The sequence below is a fragment of the Bradyrhizobium sp. CSA207 genome, from assembly GCF_029051685.1.
Taxonomy (GTDB): Bacteria; Pseudomonadota; Alphaproteobacteria; order Rhizobiales; family Xanthobacteraceae; genus Bradyrhizobium.
Window position 1 is genome coordinate 127,159 of record NZ_JAACFT010000006.1, and the last position, 18,148, is coordinate 145,306.

Below are 18,148 nucleotides of genomic sequence, written 5' to 3' on the forward strand. Positions count from 1 at the left end.
AGACTCCCGGATTTCCAAATTCGGACATGGGTGTTCAACTTGAAGAACACGTTGCTCATGCCACACACCAATGTGGCTGCCTCTCTTGGCCATAGTCGGGTTTTAAAAAATGAGTCCACTTCAGCAGCGCATTGCAACCTTGACGGACATGACAACAGACCTCATCACCGAATTGTACGAGTTGGAGGGACTGCACGAGCGCGTCAGGGAGGCGGAGCTGTCGGCGCGGCGGTTCACCCGCTCCGCTCGCGCACCGCATTCCCATTCATCAACTCGTCGCTGCTCCGTTGTCCGTCGTCTCGGGTCGGCGCGGCGCCGCCAGCAAGCATAGTCCATAGCTGGAAGACGAACGCCGGCGGCACGCAACGCCTTCGATGCCGCGCATCGCGAGCCGGCGCGGCACGCGGAGTTAATGGCTCACATCGAGCGCGTGACGCTTCACATCACCACGACCTTGGTGCCGACATTGACGCGGCCGTAGAGGTCGATGACGTCCTCGTTGCGCATGCGGATGCAGCCCGAGGAGACGTTGGTGCCGATGGTCCAGGGTTCGTTGGAGCCGTGGATGCGATAGAGCGTCGAGCCCAGATACATCGCGCGCGCACCGAGCGGATTTTCCGGGCCGCCCTCCATGTGCCGCGGCAGATCGGGACGCCGCGCGATCATTTCCGCGGGCGGCGTCCAATCCGGCCATTCGCGTTTGGCCGTGATCGATTTAACGCCCGACCAGGTGAAGCCGGGACGACCGACGCCGATGCCGTACCGCATCGCCTTGCCGTTGCCTTCGACGAGATAGAGGAACTTGTTCGGCGTATCGACCACCAGGGTTCCGGCGCTTTCCTTGCCGCTATAGTCAACAAGCTGCTTCTCGAATTTCGGATCGAGCTGACGCTGCCGCGGGTCGATCGTCTCCTGCTGCAGGCTTGCGCCCTGCATCTGCGGCTCGCCCATCGGCGGCAGGCGGCGCGGGTCGTTATAGGCCGGCTGCTGCTGATACATCGGCTGCTGCGGAGCGTAGGCCTGGCCGCGGCCGGGCCCGTCCCCGAACAGGAATTCGATGAAGCCGCCGCCCATGTTCGAATTGGATGCGACGCGCACCGGCGCCGGCGGCACCTGCGGCTGATAGAGCACGGCGGGCGGATCGTTCGGCACGGTGTTGTCGAAGGCGCTCGCGCGATCGGCGCCGGCAATGAAGGTGCAAGCGCTGCCGAGCAACGCGACAGACATTTTCTTGAACATCGACGTACTCTGTACTGTTTCGTCTAGTTGCACTCGCCGTCGAACGCGCTGACTGATCCGCGCTCGCGACGTGGTCAATAAAGAGCAAAAGCCACTTTGTTTGGTAAACGGAAACGGCGTTTGGATTCACCACGTCGCCAAGCGAGGGGCAATTTGGCGATCAGCGTTTATTTTCGGTGAACGCTGCGCACGCATGGTTAATCGCTCGTTTGCCGGCAGTCGCGTGCGGCGCGCATGTCAGTTCCTGCTGTGAACTTCGTGTTAAATCGCTTCTGCCTACAAAGGCGCGTGAGTGAGGTGGGGGGAGTATCCTGATGGCTGTTCACCGCAAGCGTTTTCGTGTCGAAGATATCGTCGGTGGCGAATTGCCAATCCTCGACGTAACCGAGGAGGCAATCCCGATGCATAGCGAGATCATGGCCGAGCTGCGCGCGATCCGTGCACAGATGGCGAAGGGCACTGCCCCGCTGTCCGGCAGCGCAGCCATGGCGGCGATCGACGCCTCGACGGAGCGGGAGCTCTCCGATGCGCGCACGATGCTGGAGACGTACCGGGCTCAGATCGAGCAGTGCGAGAAGCTGAAGGTCGAGCTCGACCTCATCCATGACGCCATCGACCGCACCAAGCGCGAAATCGCGACCCTGCACGGCAAGAGCTTTGACGGCGGCGAAATGGCCAAGGTCAATGGCGAGCTCGGCGCCGTGGTCGGCGGCACCGAGCAGGCGACCCAGCAGATCCTCGAAGCCGCGGAGTCGATCGACCAGGCCGCCAGCGCGATGTCCAAGGTCCAGTCGGCCGACCAGCAGAAGCGTCTGGCCGACGACATCCAGGAACGCGTCATCTCGATCTTCGAGGCCTGCAACTTCCAGGACCTGACCGGCCAGCGCATCAGCAAGGTCATGGGCACGATGAAATTCATCGAGCAGCACATCAACGCGATGATGGAGATCTGGGGCGGCGTCGACGCGATCAAGTCCCACGTCGTGCCGCAGGCCGACACCCGCAGCGAGGACGAAAAGCTTCTCAACGGCCCGAAGCTCGCCGGCGACGTCGGCCACGCCTCTCAGGACGACATCGACGCGCTGTTCGACTGATCGGACGCGACAGAGAGAAAACAAAACGCCGGCGTAAGCCGGCGTTTTTTGTTGCCTCGTCATTGCGAGCGAAGCGAAGCAATCCAGGCTGCCTCTGTGGAAACGGCCTGGATTGCTTCGCCGCTTCGCTCCTCGCACTGACGCGTGATCAGGCCGGCACCTCGATCACGCCCTTGGCGCGCAGCGGACGTAGACCATGTTGCCGTAGCGGGTGGCGGCGTCCTTGTCGATGAAGCGGGTGATCAGGACGCGGCCGTCGAAGGAGACGATCTCGCGGTCCTGCTCGCCTGGCGTCGGACCGGGCGGCCCGATATAATTCTTGCCGCTGGGCGAACCCTTCAGCCGCAGTTCCTGCGGCGTCGCCTGGTCGGCGAGATGCATGATCACGCCGCCGGAGGAGCCGGCGGTGATCACATAGGGATTCTTGCACTGGGCCCGGGCGGCGGCCTCGGTCCGGGCGCGGTCGGCCGGGTTCTGGAACGAGGCGAGGCCCCAGCGGCCGACGACCTCGTCGGCGCGGATGCTCGCCGGCATTTCCGGGCCGGTGCCGGGCTCGGCCTCCGGCGGCGGCGACGACGAGAAGGACGGCAGGCTCATGCCACCGCCGCAGGCGCCCAGCAGCAGCGCCAACATGGAAGCGGCGGCCAGATTGGCAACCGTGCGCACGTGAGCTGAACCGATCATGCTATTCCCCCGAGCAAAGTGCCCCCGACCAAGACCGCGACCGCACCCCTGCTGCAGCCAAGCGCAAAACCACTGTTGGAGCAATGACGTCCTTGAATACGCCAGCACCGCAAATAAGTTTCTGGAGCCACAATCCTATATCCGCCTCACCAATCGCTTAACCACCTTGCTTGACAGGATCGCGGCCAAGCCATATTCCCGGACACACTATTAGCACTCGAAAACGTCGATTGCTAAGCGCGTCGTTCGATCTCGGAGAGGGCGGACGGCAGCGCCGCCCCCAACCCACTTCTGTTGCATCCGAAGCGAGCCTCCAAAGGGAAACGTCATGGCTAAATCCAAATTTCGTCCGCTGCATGACCGTGTCGTGGTCAAACGTATCGACGCCGAGGAAAAGAGCAGGGGCGGCATTATCATTCCGGACACTGCCAAGGAAAAGCCGTCCCAGGGCGAAGTCGTCGCCGTCGGCCCCGGTGGCCGCGACGAGGCCGGCAAGCTGATCCCGATCGACCTCAAGGTCGGCGACCGCGTGCTGTTCGGCAAGTGGTCGGGCACCGAGGTCAAGATCGACAACGAAGAGCTCCTGATCATGAAGGAGTCGGACATCATGGGCGTAATGGCCTAAGGCCGGACGCCTGAACAGCCGCTGAATGCTCCATTGCCATGCCCGGGTAGAAGCGCGTCTTCGCGCCAGACGACCCGGGCATCCATCGTTTTTCGCAAGATGATGGATTGCCGGGTCAAGCCCGGCAATGACGAGGAAAAACTGCGGCGCCTCATCGATTCAAGTTTTTCAGGAGCAAGAACATGGCTGCCAAAGACGTCAAATTTTCCGGAGACGCGCGCGAACGCATGCTGCGCGGCGTCGACATTCTCGCCAACGCGGTCAAGGTGACGCTGGGCCCCAAGGGCCGCAACGTCCTGATCGAGAAGTCGTTCGGCGCGCCCCGCATCACCAAGGACGGCGTCACCGTCGCCAAGGAGATCGAGCTCGAGGACAAGTTCGAGAACATGGGCGCCCAGATGGTCCGTGAGGTCGCCTCCAAGACCAACGACCTCGCCGGCGACGGCACCACCACTGCGACCGTGCTGGCCCAGGCGATCGTGCGCGAAGGCGCCAAGTCGGTTGCCGCCGGCATGAACCCGATGGACCTCAAGCGCGGCATCGACGCCGCGGTGGCGGCTGTCGTCAAGGACATCGAGAAGCGCGCCAAGCCGGTCGCCTCCTCCTCCGAGGTCGCCCAGGTCGGCACCATCTCCGCCAACGGCGATGCCGCCATTGGCAAGATGATCGCCCAGGCGATGCAGAAGGTCGGCAACGAGGGCGTCATCACCGTCGAGGAGAACAAGTCGCTCGATACCGAGGTCGACATCGTCGAAGGCATGAAGTTCGACCGCGGCTATCTGTCGCCCTACTTCGTGACCAATGCCGAGAAGATGACCGCCGAGCTCGAGGACGCCTACATCCTCCTGCACGAGAAGAAGCTGTCCGGCCTTCAGGCCATGCTGCCGGTGCTGGAAGCCGTGGTGCAGTCGGGCAAGCCGCTCGTCATCATCGCCGAGGACGTCGAGGGCGAGGCGCTGGCCACCCTGGTCGTCAACCGCCTGCGCGGCGGCCTCAAGGTTGCCGCCGTCAAGGCACCGGGCTTCGGCGACCGCCGCAAGGCCATGCTGGAGGACCTCGCGATCCTGACCGGCGGCCAGCTGATCTCGGAAGAGCTCGGCATCAAGCTTGAGAACGTCACCGTGAAGATGCTGGGACGCGCGGGCAAAGTCGTGATCGACAAGGAGAACACCACGATCGTCAAGGGTGCCGGCAAGAAGCCCGAGATCGAGGCCCGCGTCGGCCAGATCAAGGCGCAGATCGAGGAAACCACCTCGGACTACGACCGTGAGAAGCTCCAGGAGCGTCTCGCCAAGCTCGCCGGCGGCGTCGCGGTGATCCGCGTCGGCGGCGCGACCGAGATCGAGGTCAAGGAGAAGAAGGACCGCGTCGAGGACGCGCTCAACGCCACCCGCGCCGCGGTGCAGGAAGGCATCGTCCCCGGCGGCGGCGTCGCCCTGCTGCGTGCCAAGAAGGCGGTGGGCCGTCTCACCAACGCCAATGCCGACGTCCAGGCCGGCATCAACATCGTGCTGAAGGCGCTGGAAGCCCCGGTCCGCCAGATCTCCGAAAACGCGGGCCTCGAAGGCTCCATCGTCGTCGGCAAGATCCTGGAGAACAAGTCCGAGACCTTCGGCTTCGACGCCCAGACCGAAGACTATGTCGACATGGTCGCGAAGGGCATCATCGACCCCGCCAAGGTGGTGCGCACCGCGCTCCAGGACGCCGCCTCGATCGCCGGCCTGCTGGTGACCACCGAGGCGATGGTCGCCGAAACGCCGAAGAAGGAAGCTGCGGCCGCGATGCCCGCCGGCGGCGGCATGGGCGGCTTCTAAGGCCCATCCCCTCCATTACAATCATGCGAAGGCCGCCTCCGGGCGGCCTTCTTTTTTGCCGACCATGGCCCGCGCTTTCCGATTCAACCGGCGGCCAAAACCCACTACGGTGGCGCCGATTCTGACTTTGAGGACTTATCGATGCGCGCGCTGCTGGTTTGTTCGACGGCTCTTGTGGCGGCTCTGCTTGCGGCGCCACTGGGTCCCGCCTCCGCCCAGATGAAGCTGTCGCCGAAGGCCACTGCCCCGGGCGGCGTCGAGACGCGCTATTTCACCTCGATCGACGGGCTGATGGACGGCAATGCCGACGTGATCCTGAAGGAAACGCGGCAGGGCAAGACGGTCACCTCGGCGGTGCTCGACGTCTGCTATCCCGTCGCAAAAAATTCCGACCGCAAGGACCGCTTCGTCGTCAATCTCCAGGTCGCGGGCCAAACGCTGACGGGCACGACGCAGAGCATCAGTGAGAAGGCGCCGGTCACCGTCAAGCTCTTGCGCAAGCCGACCGGAGACACCTTCGAATTCCGCGGTCAGATCGGCATCGGCCAGGCCGTGACCGAGGTCACCTCGCCCGACAATTCCGATCTCAGCGAGAGGGAATTTCTGGACAATCAGACCTCCGACGACGGCATCACGCCGCAGCCGAAGGACTTTACCGACGTCTCGCCGGAAGCGATCGCGGTCAAGGTCAAGCTGGATGCTGTCACCGACTTCCTGAAGAGCCTGAAGGGCCAGGATGTCGAGGTGACGCTGGCGAGCCTCAACGTCGGCTGCGAGGCGCTGCGCGCTGGCGAGCAGACCATCAACATGTCGGTCGATCCGGAACGCGCCGGCGCGCTGCTCGCAAAATTCAAGGCGATGCCGGGCGTCACCGCCGCGGGCTGGACCGCTGGCATGACCGAGATGGACCGTACCATCCGCATCCCCGCCGCGGACTGGCGCGACGGCGACAAGATCAACCGCGACAAGCTCGCGGCCGCCGTCGCAAACGTGCTCAGCAGGACGCTCGCGGCCAAGCCGGTCTCGCAAAGCTTCAACCCGGCCACCGGCAAGCTCAAGCTGGTCTTCAAGCGGCCGAACCAGGATTTCCCGGCGCTCGAGCTCACCGACACAATCGAGGTCGCCGGCCTCGTCTCGCCCGACAAACCGGGCACGACCGACCGGCTGATGCTCTGGATCGGCAGCCCCTCGACCACGACGGCCGACGAGAGCAGCGGCGCCAAGCTCAACCTGTCGGACGAAGCCACTGCCGACGAGGAAGGCGATCAGCCCGACGACAACGGCTCGGTCGAGGCGCTCGTCAAAGAGCTCAAGGGCCAGCGCTGGGACGCCGACAAGTCGGTGTGGAAATAGGCCGAGCATCGTGCCCCGGACGCAGCGCAGCACGTCAGTGATGCGCTGCCGAGCCGGGGCCCAGAAGTTACGAGCTCGATTGCGGATAGAATCCGGGTCCCGGCTCAGCGGCGCATCGCTTTACGCGCTGCGCCTTGTCCGGGACACGAGAGTGCTGCTCGCGGAGCTAATTCCCCGTCACGCGGAAGCGCAGCGGCTTGGGGCCGAGAAGCGTCAGCACGTCGCCCTGGCGCTTCCAGGTCTCGACGCTGCCCAGCGCCGTGACGAGATCGTCATCGGCCTGCGCCCGCGCAGGCGGGCAGGACCGGTCCTGGATCTGGCCGGGGACGAATATCACGGTGTTGCCGGCAACGGAGAACTGGCCCTTGCCGCCCTTGCACCAGAGCTCCAGCACCACCTCGCCATTGTCGCCGATCTCGATGTTCGGTATCCGCTTCGAGCCGGGCTGCGGCAGCGCCTCCAGCGTCATCTCGGTGCCGAAGGGGAAGCCATCTTCCGCACGCGCGACGGCGGACATCGCGAGCACTGCGACCGCCGCACACGCCATCTGCTTGAGCGAAACCATAAGACCTCTCGACCGGAGTTGCCGCACCTTTTACAAGACGGCGGCGGCCATGAGAAGGTTCGCCCGCGTGCAAAAATCCCCGCGGAAACCTCCGCGGGGATTTGCGGCAAAGCCGGGCGTGGGCTGCTACTTCAGCACCATCGCCGTGAACGGCCAGACATAGGCCTGCAACGTCACCAGCACGCCGACGAGGCAGGCCAACACGATTGAATGCCAGAAAACATAGCGCAGGATCGAGCCCTCGTGCCCGTACCATCTGGTGGCGGTGGAGGCGACAACGATCGATTGCGCGTCGATCATCTTGCCCATCACGCCACCGGAGGAGTTCGCCGCAGCCATCAGAATCGGTGACAGGCCGATCTGCTGCGAGGTGATCTTCTGGAGGTTGCCGAACAGGATGTTCGATGCGGTGTCCGATCCGGTCAACGCAACGCCCAACCAGCCGAGCAACGTGCCGAAGAAGGGATAGAGCACGCCGGTTGCGGCGAAGGCGAGACCCAGCGTCGCGTCGACGCCGGAGAGGCGGGTAAGCGTGCCGATCGCGAGCATCGCGGAGATCGTGATCAGCGAGATCGCGCACAGCCGGATAGTGCGGCCATATTCGACGAGCAGGCGGCCGGGCCCGACGCCCATCAGGAATCCGGAGAGGATCGCCGCGAGCAGCATTCCGGTGCCGGTGAAGGAAAGATAGGTGAATGCGAACACCGCACCTTCCGGCGTCGGCTTGGGCGCGACCGGGGGCATCTTGTTGATCATCTGATGCAGCTCGGGAACGGCGTAGTTCCAGGTAAAGATCGAATTCGCCCACGTCTTGAAGGCACCGTTGCCCCAGATCAGCATCACGATGCAGACGATGATCCACGGCAGCAGCGCACTCCACAGCTCGGCCTGCGTCAGCGGAGTTTTGTCGAGCGGCGCTGTCGTACCCATATGCGAGACCGATTCGTCGCGGCCGCGCAGCGCCGGCGACAACCAGAGCTGCCTGGGCCGCCACACTTTCAGGAACAGGATGAGCGCGCCCATCGAGATCAGCGACGCCCCGATGTCGACGATCCAGGGGTTGATATAGTTGGAGATCACGAATTGCGGGATTGCGAACGACACGCCGGTGACGAGAATCGCCGGCCAGACGTCCTTCATGCCCTTCCAGCCGGCGAACGCCCACACCACCCAGAACGGCACGATCAGCGAGAAGAACGGCAATTGCCGTCCGACCATCGCGCCGAGGATATAGGGATCGAGTCCAGTGACCGAGGCAAGGCCCTGGATCGGCGTGCCCAGCGCGCCATAGGCGACCGGCGCGGTGTTGGCGATCAGCGAGAGGCCGGAGGCCGCGAGCGGCGAGAAGCCGAGCCCGATCAGCACTGCCCCGGTAATGGCGACGGGCGTGCCGAAGCCGGAAGCCCCCTCAAAAAAGGCACCGAACGAGAAGGCAATCAGCAACAATTGCAGCCGCCGGTCCTCGGTGACGCCGCCGACCGCGCGCTTCAGGAGCTCGAAGCGTCCGGTTGTCACCGTCACCTGATAGAGGAAGATAACGTTGAGGACGATCCAGCCGATCGGGAAGAACCCGGTGACGATGCCGAGCAGCGAGGCCCGGATCGACATGTTCGCCGGCATGGTGAAGATGTAGATCGCGATCAGGTTGGTCACGATCACGGCAATGACCGCCGCGATGTGCGCCTTGACGCGACCGCTTGCAATCAGGACCAGCAGCGTGACGACGGGTATTGCCGCTGCAATCGTCGACAGCACGGGACTGTGCACAGGGTCATAGACTTGATTCCACATGGTCTTCCTCCCCCACGCATGTGTGCGGCAGGCGGCCCGCGTGGACAGCCGATCCTGCTTGAGGCTGAAGCGATAACCCCCGAGTCGGCCGCGAATTCCTCGCGAATGCGGCGGTTCCCGTCCGCTCACAAGCTCGCGAAATCCCGAAGGCCCCACCCCGCGCCGTTGAACCCCATGCTAGGGTTGCAGGCTGCGACAAGCCAACGCAAATTGCAGAACTTGCGACTTTAGTCTAAGCGCGCTCATAGCCGCCGTTGCCTTAGCCGTCTGGCTCCGGGCATTTGCGCATACCCCGCAGGAGATCCCCCTCTGTGAAGAACATCCGCGCGACGCTCGCGACCGTTTGGCGAATCGCCATCCCCTATTTCCGATCGGAGGACAAATGGGCCGGCGGCGGCCTGCTCGCCGCGGTGATTGCGATCGAGCTGTCGCTGGTCGCGATCGACGTCCTCTTTAACCAGTGGCAGAACCGGTTTTACACCGCGCTCCAGGCCTACGACTGGGACAAGTTCGTCAGCGAAGTCTGGTTCTTCGTCATCCTCGCGGCCAGCTTCGTCGCGCTGGCGGTCTATCAGCTCTACCTGAACCAGTGGCTCCAGATCCGGTGGCGGCAATGGTTGACGCGCCACTATCTCGGCGAATGGCTCGAAGACGCCACGCATTACCGGATGCAGCTCAAGGGCGATGCGGCGGACAACCCGGACCAGCGCATCACCGAGGACGTCAAGAATTTCGTCGAACAGACCCTGACGATCGGCCTAGGCCTGCTCTCGTCGATCGTGACACTGTTCTCCTTTGTCATCATCCTCTGGGGCCTCTCCAATGCCGCGCCCCTGCACATTTTCGGGGCCGATGTCGTGATTCCCGGCTATCTGTGCTGGGGTGCGCTGATCTATGCGATCTTCGGCACCGCGCTGACGCACTTGATCGGCGCGCCGCTGGTCAATCTCAATTTCGAGCAGCAGCGCTATGAAGCGGACTTCCGCTTCAACCTCGTCCGCGTGCGGGAGAATTCCGAGCAGATTGCGCTCTTGAACGGCGAAGGCGCCGAACGTGGGCGCCTGCTGGACCGGTTCGGCCGCGTCGTCGGCAACTGGTACGCGATCATGGGCCGGACCAAGCGCCTCACTGCATTCACGGCGAGTTACAGCCAGGCTGCCGTCATCGTTCCCTATGCGCTGGTGGCGCCGGCCTATTTCGCCAAGCGGATTCAGCTCGGCGATATGATGCAGACCGGCTCGGCTTTCGGCAGCGTGCAGCGCGCGCTGTCGTTCTTCGTGACGGCCTATCGCTCGATTGCCGAATGGCGCGCCGTGGTTGCCCGTCTCGACGGGTTCGAAATGTCCGTGCGCTCGACCAGCAGGCTCGCTGAATACGAGCCGACGATCGGCATCAAGGCAGCGGGCGGCAGCCGCGCGATCGGCTTCGAGCAGCTCCGCGTGAACCTGCCGAATGGGGCGCCATTGGTCGCCGCGGACGCATTCGCCATCCAGGCCCCGGAGCGGGTGCTCGTCACGGGGCCGTCGGGCTCGGGCAAGTCGACGCTGTTCCGCGCCATCGCCGGCATCTGGCCGTTCGGCACCGGCACTATCGTCATTCCCGAGAAGGCGAAGCTGATGATGCTGCCGCAGCGGCCATATTTCCCGGTCGGTGTGCTGCGGGACGCCGTGGTCTATCCCGCTGCACCCGGCGCGTTCGAAACGACGCAGGTCCGGGACGCCCTCGTCGCGGTCGGGCTACCCGACCTCGCCGAACGGCTCGAGGAGGACGGCCATTGGAATCGGATGCTGTCGCTCGGTGAGCAGCAGCGCCTGGGGCTTGCCCGCGCGCTGCTGCATGGGCCGGACTTTCTATTCCTGGACGAGGCCACCGCCTCGCTGGACGAGCCGTCCGAGGCCCGGCTCTACCGGCTCCTGGCGGAGAAGCTGCCGGGGGCCACCATCGTCTCGATCGGCCACCGCTCGACGCTCGACGCCTTCCACACCCGCAAGATGACGATGGTTGAGCGCGGCGAGATTCACGTCCTCGGCGACGCCGGCAAGCCGGCCCACGCCGAGCCGAACGGAGTGCGCTGAGCAGGGCGTGGCAAAGCCAAGGCTATCGTATCCCCTATAGGCCTTTCCTTGCGGCCCATCCTTCGAGACGCCCGCCTTTGGCGGGCCCTCAGGATGAGGTCGGATTTCGCGGCAAAATCCCAGACCCTCATGGTGAGAAGCGCCGCCTTACGGCGCGTCTCGAACCAAGAAGGCCGGGCACCTTCGCAGCGCTCCAGACCCCAAGAAGCAAAAGGGCGGCAGATCGCTCTGCCGCCCTTGCGAAGTCGTCTCGGGAAGAAACTTACTTCAGGTTGGTCATCGCCGTCAGGTCGAAGGACAGCTTGGCGATACCGGCCGCGCCGCACCAGTTGGAGCCGACGCCGGTCGGATTGATCGGAGTAATATTCGTGCCCGAGTTGGCCGCGATGTTGCCACGGGCTGAGAAGTCGCTGGTGAAGGCGTTGCAGTCGCCCTTCGACAGATCGGTGTCGGAGTAGCGCAGGTCCAGCGTCATGACCTTGTAGGTGAAACCGACGCCAATGTTCCAAGTGTTGTAGTCAGCATACTTGATGCCGTTCGGGAAGGCCGGGACGCCATAGAAACTGTCAGAGGTGCCGAGCCACTGACGGCCGAACTCACCCGAGACGTACATGCCGACGCCGCTCGAACCGAAGATCGTGCTGGGCGCAATGTACTTGCCGGTGATCGAAGCGTAGTTGCCCCAGGCGCCCGAGTTCAGGTAGCTCGGGGTATAGTATTCGGTGAAGCCGAACGACCAGTTGTCGTTCACCGTGTAGGTGCCCTTGCCGTAGACTTCGAAGAAGCTCAGGTCCTTCTTGATCACATTGGTGTTCAGGAGGGCCTTCTCGGCGCAGTCAGCCCCCTGGAACACGCCCGCGTTGTCGATGCCGGGAGCGCCGAAATAGCAGGTGCCGCCCGGATACAGGTAACCCCAGACGCCGATGTCGAAGGCAAACGCTCCGAAGGTCGGGCGGATACCACCGTAGATATCGATCTCAGCCGCAGCGCGGTTCGGGAAGGAGATGCTCTCACCGGCTACGCCAACGTAGAGCTGGAGGTCCTTCGTGACGTTGTAGCGCGGCTCGAAATAGGCAGCGACCGACGGCTTGTGATTCGACTGGGTGATACCGCGGAAGATGTAGTCGCTCATGATCGCGCCGCCGAAGGCGATATCCCAGGGGTCGAAGGCGGGCGGCGGCGGAGCCTTCAATGCCTTCACATGCATGTCTGCCGCGAAAGCCGAACCCGTCACCATTGCCAGCGCCGTTGCCAACAAAGCCACTTTTTTCATTTCGATCCCCATCACCGGTTCTTAAACCCCAGTCGATCCCGGAAGCCCCCCGGGGCATACGACCTGACTGCAAAATTGCGTAACTGCGGCAATCTGGATGGGAGGAGGCGCCCCGTGAAGCAAAAAGCGCGGGCATCTGCCGACTTTTTGGGCATTCTGACGATTCCACGAAAGGTTGTCAGCGTGTGTTGCTTCCCGACCACATCATTTGCATTGCAAAGTGCGCAGGAGGGACCGCGATAGTACGGAAACGAAAGATTGTAGCACCCACGCTACGAATCAGACGAGGCAGGACATGGCGGCTACTCGGGGCGCCGGCGGCGATGCAAAAAGGCCGCAGCGTCGTCGCTACGGCCCTTCTGTTCGCAGTCGTTGGAGGATGCGGGAGGGCCTTAGCCCGACCCTTCGACCGGTGCTTGGTCCCCAGCAGGCGAAGGCGTCGCCCAGCTCGTTTCCGGTGCCGGCGAGGCAGCTGGAGCCGGAGCTTCCGTTGGAGCCGGCGCAGGCTTCGCCCTGACCGCGCTCTTTTTGGCCGCGCTCTTCTTGGGCGCCGCTTTCTTGGCCGCCTTCTTTGCAGTCTTCTTGGCGGCCTTCTTCGGCGCAGCCTTCTTGGCCGATTTCTTTGCAGACTTCTTCGCGGATTTTTTCGCGGACTTCTTGGCGGCTTTCTTCGTCGCCTTCTTCGCGGTCTTCTTCTTGGCCGCTACGACTTTCTTGGCCTTTTTGGCCTTCTTGCTTTTCTTCTTCTTCGCTTTCGCCATCGTGGTCCTCCTGTTGCCGCCAATCAATGGTCGATCGGGCGCCTTCAGCCGTCACCGCCGGACGCAGCGCCGCTCGACCAATTCGATGCCGGCCGTGAGCCGCCCGTAGCCCAATCGAGAAGCTCAATCGTGTGCACGACCGGAACTGACGTACCGCTGGCAATCTGCACCATGCAGCCGATATTGCCCGCGGCAATCATGTCCGGCTTGACGCTCGCGATGTTGGCGACCTTGCGATCGCGCAACCTGCCCGCAAGGTCGGGCTGGAGAATGTTGTAAGTCCCCGCCGAACCGCAACACAAATGGCTCTCCGGGACATCTTTCACCACGAATCCATTCTTGGAAAGCAATTCTTTCGGAAGCGTCGTGATTTTCTGCCCGTGCTGCAACGAACAAGCGGAGTGATAGGCGACGACGATGTTGTCCTGTCGCGTCGTCGGCGCGAGGCCAAGTCCGGCGACGTATTCGGTGATGTCCTTGGCGAGTGCGGAGACCTGCGCTGCATCGGCTGCGAACGTGCGATCCTCGCGCAGCAGATAGCCGTAATCCTTGATCACCGTGCCGCAGCCGGAGGCCGTTACCAGGATGGCGTCGAGCCCCTCGCCTGCCGCTTCCGCCCGCCACGCCGCGACGTTGGCACGGGCACGGGCGAGCGCATCGTGGTCGTTGCCGAGGTGGTGGGTCAGCGCGCCGCAGCATTGCTCGTCCTTGACCAGCACGACCTCGATGCCGTGGCGGGTGAGCAGGTTGATGGCGGCCTGGTTGATCCGCGGCGCCAGGACCTGCTGAGCGCAGCCCTGCAACAGCGCGACCCGGCCGCGCTTCTTGCCGAGCGCCGCGAACACGCTGCCCGCGGCAGGGCCCGGCGACGGCAGACGGCTAGGGGCCAACGCCAGCATCGCCTTGATGCGCTGGATCAGGCCGGGCGTGGCCGACGGCCGCGGCGTCGGCAGGAATACGGCAAGCGGACGGGCCAGCCGCGCCAGCCGCATGCTCGCGCGAAAGCGCTGCGGGTCCGGCAGGACGAAGGCCAGCCCCCGGCGCAGCAGCCGCTCGGCAAGCGGCCTCTGATAGCGCTGCTCGATCCTGACCCGGGCCTGGTCGACGAGGTGCATGTAGTTCACCCCTGAGGGGCAGGTCGTCATGCAGGCAAGGCACGACAGGCAGCGATCGATGTGCTTGACCACCTCCGCCGTTGGCGCCTGGTCCTTCTCCAGCATCTCCTTCATCAGGTAGATGCGGCCGCGCGGGCTATCGAGCTCGTCGCCGAGCAGCACATAGGTTGGACAGGTTGCGGTGCAGAAGCCGCAATGGACACAGGCGCGCAGGATCTTGTCGGCTTCCGCGATGTCGGGATCGGCGAGCTGCGCGAGTGAAAATTCAGTCTTCATGCCGCAGGGCTCCGCATCAGCCGTCCCCGGTTGAGGATGGTCTTCGGATCGAACCCGGCACGGACCCGCTCGCTCAGAGCGGCAATGCCCGGAGCTTGCGGATGGAACACATCGACACTCTGCCTGACGTCCTCGGCCGCCCGGATCAGCATGGCGTGCCCACCGACGGCGCCCGCGCGCAAACGCATGGCGGGAGCATGCGCATCGTCTTTCGGCGGCAGCGCCGCCCAGATCAAGCCGCCGCCCCAATCATAGATCAACTCGCCGCCGGTCTCGCGCGCCAATTGCGTGCCGAGCGCCGCGCCTGACGCGGGCGGGCAGACGATCCGCCAGACCGGCCAGGCGCCTAGCGCGCCGCTGGCCGCGAACGGCAGGACATCGCGGATCGTGGCCCACAGCGCCGAAGACGCGGCATCCTCGACCAGCGTCGCGGTTCCGAACGGCGCCAGCAATTCGCGCAGGGAGCCCGCGCGATGGGCGGCGGAGGCCGTGATCCCCTCGAGGCGCAGCACAGTCAGCGCCTCACCCTTGCCTGCGGTGTCGCCGAGCCCTTCCGTCGTGGCCCGGAACGCCGATTTCGGCAGATGCGCAGCGGCGGAGACGTCGAAGGGCGAGCCGAGCGCTGCGGTCATGGCCTTGTTGGCCGCGGCATCGTCGAGCCCGCGCAGCAGCAGCGTCCGTTCGGCCTCAGGCTTCGGCATCACTTTCAGCGTGACCTCGGTCATGACCGCCAGCGTCCCCCAGGAGCCCGCCAGCAGCTTGCAGAGGTCGTAGCCGGTGACGTTCTTCACCACCTTGCCGCCGGTTTTGAAGCTGTCGCCGAAGCCCGAGACGGCGTGCGCCCCGAGCAGATGGTCGCGCGCCCCGCCAGCCTTGATGCGCCGCGGCCCGGCCAGCCCGGCTGCAATCATGCCGCCGATGGTTCCGAGCGCGGGCGTGCCGAGCAGCGGCGCCGTGTTCATCGGCTCGAAGGCGAATTGCTGGTTCTTGGAATCGATCATCGACAGCACGTCGGCCAAGGGCGCGCCGGCCTGAAGCGTGACGATAAGCTCGTTGGGTTCATAGGAGGTCACCGCGCTCAGCGCGGAGACATCGAGCACCGCGTTGGTGGCCATTGCATGGCCGATGCCGCGCTTGGTGCCATGGCCGATGATCTCGAGCGGCTGCTCATTGGCAATCGCCGCGCGCACCACCTCTTCGAGGTCTTTGGCGTCTCGTACCCTAAGCGTATCCACGACTGTGCCGGTAGCGAAGTTTACAACGGAAATCAAATTTGGCGCATTGCAGCGAAGGTGCAGCGGTTGTCGCTAAAACCGCGGGATGTCCGGAAACGCCAGCTTGCCCGCATGGACATGCATGCGGCCGAGCTCGGCGCAGCGGTGCAGTGTCGGAAACACTTTTCCGGGGTTGAGGAGCCCCTGTGCGTCGAAGGCGCATTTGATGCGCTGCTGCTGGTTCAAGTCTATTTCGCTGAACATCTCCGGCATCAGGTCGCGCTTCTCGATGCCGACGCCGTGCTCGCCGGTGAGCACGCCGCCAAACTCGACGCAGGCGCGCAGGATGTCGGCGCCGAAGGCCTCGGCACGCTCGATCTCGCCGGGCTTGTTGGCATCGTAGAGGATGAGCGGATGCAGATTGCCGTCACCGGCGTGAAACACGTTGGCGCAGCCGAGCTGATATTTTTCCGACAGATCGCGGATGCGCGCCAGCGCCTTTGGCAGCGCGCCGCGGGGAATGGTGCCGTCCATGCAGAGATAGTCGGGCGAGATGCGGCCGACGGCGGGGAACGCCGCCTTGCGGCCCGCCCAGAACAGATTGCGCTCCGCCTCCGACGTCGAGATCTGGCAGGTGGTCGAGCCGCAGCCGTTGGCGATGGCCTCGACGCGCGTGATGAGCTCGTCGACCTCGATCTTGGGGCCGTCGAGCTCGATGATCAGCAGCGCCTCGACATCGAGCGGATATCCGGCATGGACGAAGGCCTCCGCGGCGTGGATGGCGGGCTTGTCCATCATCTCCATGCCGCCGGGAATGATGCCCGCGCCGATGATGCGCGCGACGCATTCGCCGGCCGCTTCCACCTGCGCGAAACCGACCATCAGTGCGCGCGCCGTTTCCGGCTTTTGCAAGATGCGCACCGTGATCTCGGTGATGACGCCGAGCAGGCCTTCGGAGCCGGTGATGACGCCCATCAGATCGTAGCCGGGATTTTCGCACCCCTTGCCGCCAATGCGCAGGATCTCGCCGCTCATCAGCACGATCTCGCAGCCGAGCACGTTGTTGGTGGTCATGCCGTATTTCAGGCAGTGCACGCCGCCGGAATTTTCCGCGACATTGCCGCCAATCGAGCAGGCGATCTGCGACGACGGATCGGGCGCGTAGTAGAACCCGGCATGCGCGACCGCCTGGCTGATCGCCAGATTGGTGACGCCAGGTTCGGTGACGACGACACGATTGTCAAAATCGATCTCGCGGATGCGCTTGAACTTACCGAGACCCAGCAGCACGCCGTCTTCCAGCGGCAGCGCGCCGCCGGACAGCGACGTCCCGGAGCCGCGCGGCACCACCTTGATGCCCTGCCCGGCACAATATTTCAGGACGAGCGAGACCTGCTCGGTCGTATCCGGCAGCACCACGACCATCGGCGGCTGCCGATAGGCGGTCAGCCCGTCGGATTCATAGGCCCGCATCTCCGCGGCGCTGTCGATCACGCCTTCGCCGGGCACGATCGCGCGCAGTGCGGCGACGATCTCCGCACGGCGCGCGAGCACTGCCTGGTCGCTGGCAGGCATCATGATGGCCATAGCACATCCATCCTGACATATCCTTCCGACTCGCGCCGCACGATCGCGGCAAATCAACCACGTCCGCGGTGGTTTGGGTAGGCCATCCGAAAGTCGGATCGACGATCGCAGGCGAGTTCGCTCTGGGACAAGTAGGAAATCGTGAAACCTGTCATGGTTTCGTGGCTTGTCCAAGCCGAGCGGGCCATGCCAAAAGCGGCAGGTCCGACGGTTGCCGTCCGGCAAGGGACTGACCAGGCTAGACCCACCAGGGAAGAGACGAAGAGCACCCGATGAAAAAACTGACTTTTGGCGCACTGATGATCCTCACCGTGACTGTCACGGCCTCCACTGCGATGGCGCAGGATGTCGCGGCCGGCAAATCGTCGTTCAACAAATGCCTGGCTTGCCACGCAATCGGCGAAGGCGCCAAGAACAAGGTCGGCCCCGAGCTCAACGGCCTCGATGGCCGCAAGTCCGGCACCGCGCCCGACTACAACTATTCCGACGCGAACAAGAATTCCGGCATCACCTGGAACGAGGCGGTGTTCAAGGAATACATCAAGGACCCCAAGGCCAAGATCCCCGGCACCAAGATGGCGTTCGCCGGCATCAAGAACGAGACCGAGATCAACAATCTCTGGGCCTACGTCTCGCAGTTCGACAAGGACGGCAAGATCAAGCAGTAAGCGCGAGAGAGGCG

15 protein-coding genes are annotated in these 18,148 nt (G+C 64.1%); 6 read left to right on the top strand and 9 right to left on the bottom strand.

Features of this window, described 5'->3' with window-relative positions:
* Positions 1–438 precede the first annotated feature (438 nt).
* Entirely contained in the window at positions 439–1,239 is an 801-nt protein-coding gene (locus GWG65_RS08465; RefSeq protein ID WP_275194924.1) for a L,D-transpeptidase, read from the bottom strand.
* 314 nt (positions 1,240–1,553) lie between these two features.
* Here GWG65_RS08465 and GWG65_RS08470 point away from each other — a divergent pair, with 314 nt between their 5' ends.
* Positions 1,554–2,333: a protein phosphatase CheZ gene (locus tag GWG65_RS08470; RefSeq protein ID WP_275194925.1), complete on the top strand. Its 780-nt coding sequence runs from the start codon at positions 1,554–1,556 to the stop codon at positions 2,331–2,333.
* 165 nt (positions 2,334–2,498) lie between these two features.
* Here GWG65_RS08470 and GWG65_RS08475 read toward each other — a convergent pair whose 3' ends face one another.
* Positions 2,499–3,017 (bottom strand): hypothetical protein, encoded by a 519-nt coding sequence (locus GWG65_RS08475; protein WP_275194927.1) that lies wholly within the window; start codon positions 3,015–3,017, stop codon positions 2,499–2,501.
* A gap of 328 nt (positions 3,018–3,345) precedes the next feature.
* On the opposite strand from GWG65_RS08475, the gene GWG65_RS08480 reads away from it, so the two are divergent.
* From GWG65_RS08480 to GWG65_RS08490, 3 genes are all read left to right on the top strand, one after another.
* On the top strand, positions 3,346–3,642 hold the full coding sequence (locus GWG65_RS08480; protein ID WP_200513063.1) for a co-chaperone GroES: 297 nt from the start codon (positions 3,346–3,348) through the stop codon (positions 3,640–3,642).
* 182 nt (positions 3,643–3,824) lie between these two features.
* Entirely contained in the window at positions 3,825–5,456 is a 1,632-nt protein-coding gene (gene groL, locus GWG65_RS08485; protein WP_275194930.1) for a chaperonin GroEL, read from the top strand.
* A gap of 141 nt (positions 5,457–5,597) precedes the next feature.
* Complete coding sequence (locus tag GWG65_RS08490) at positions 5,598–6,809, top strand: hypothetical protein (protein ID WP_275194932.1); 1,212 nt, start codon at positions 5,598–5,600, stop codon at positions 6,807–6,809.
* Positions 6,810–6,975: 166 nt separating this feature from the next.
* Here GWG65_RS08490 and GWG65_RS08495 read toward each other — a convergent pair whose 3' ends face one another.
* Together GWG65_RS08495 and GWG65_RS08500 are read right to left on the bottom strand one after the other, a co-directional pair.
* Positions 6,976–7,374 carry an META domain-containing protein gene (locus GWG65_RS08495; RefSeq protein ID WP_275194935.1) on the bottom strand — a complete coding sequence of 133 codons (399 nt, stop codon included), beginning with the start codon at positions 7,372–7,374 and terminating at the stop codon, positions 6,976–6,978.
* Positions 7,375–7,500: 126 nt separating this feature from the next.
* Complete coding sequence (locus GWG65_RS08500) at positions 7,501–9,165, bottom strand: L-lactate permease (RefSeq protein WP_275194938.1); 1,665 nt, start codon at positions 9,163–9,165, stop codon at positions 7,501–7,503.
* A 311-nt stretch (positions 9,166–9,476) separates the two neighbouring features.
* On the opposite strand from GWG65_RS08500, the gene GWG65_RS08505 reads away from it, so the two are divergent.
* Positions 9,477–11,240, top strand: coding sequence for an ABC transporter ATP-binding protein/permease (locus GWG65_RS08505; protein ID WP_275194939.1), 1,764 nt, complete (start codon positions 9,477–9,479; stop codon positions 11,238–11,240).
* 262 nt (positions 11,241–11,502) lie between these two features.
* Here the strand turns inward: GWG65_RS08505 and GWG65_RS08510 are convergent, their stop codons facing one another.
* The 5 genes from GWG65_RS08510 to GWG65_RS08530 all read right to left on the bottom strand — a co-directional run bounded on the left by GWG65_RS08510 (position 11,503) and on the right by GWG65_RS08530 (position 17,466).
* Positions 11,503–12,513 carry a TorF family putative porin gene (locus GWG65_RS08510; protein WP_275194941.1) on the bottom strand — a complete coding sequence of 337 codons (1,011 nt, stop codon included), beginning with the start codon at positions 12,511–12,513 and terminating at the stop codon, positions 11,503–11,505.
* Between the two features lie 392 nt (positions 12,514–12,905).
* Positions 12,906–13,274 (bottom strand): histone, encoded by a 369-nt coding sequence (locus tag GWG65_RS08515; protein WP_275194943.1) that lies wholly within the window; start codon positions 13,272–13,274, stop codon positions 12,906–12,908.
* Between the two features lie 44 nt (positions 13,275–13,318).
* The gene (glcF, locus tag GWG65_RS08520) at positions 13,319–14,665 is read right to left on the bottom strand and encodes a glycolate oxidase subunit GlcF (protein ID WP_275194944.1); all 1,347 of its coding nucleotides are present in this window, start codon (positions 14,663–14,665) and stop codon (positions 13,319–13,321) included.
* Positions 14,662–15,900: an FAD-binding protein gene (locus GWG65_RS08525; protein ID WP_275194945.1), complete on the bottom strand. Its 1,239-nt coding sequence runs from the start codon at positions 15,898–15,900 to the stop codon at positions 14,662–14,664. The genes glcF and GWG65_RS08525 overlap by 4 nt, the downstream gene beginning before the upstream one ends.
* Positions 15,901–15,972: 72 nt before the next feature.
* Positions 15,973–17,466, bottom strand: coding sequence for an FAD-linked oxidase C-terminal domain-containing protein (locus GWG65_RS08530; protein WP_275194947.1), 1,494 nt, complete (start codon positions 17,464–17,466; stop codon positions 15,973–15,975).
* 272 nt (positions 17,467–17,738) lie between these two features.
* On the opposite strand from GWG65_RS08530, the gene cycA reads away from it, so the two are divergent.
* Positions 17,739–18,134, top strand: coding sequence for a cytochrome c-550 CycA (gene cycA / locus GWG65_RS08535; protein ID WP_275194948.1), 396 nt, complete (start codon positions 17,739–17,741; stop codon positions 18,132–18,134).
* Positions 18,135–18,148: the final 14 nt, after the last annotated feature.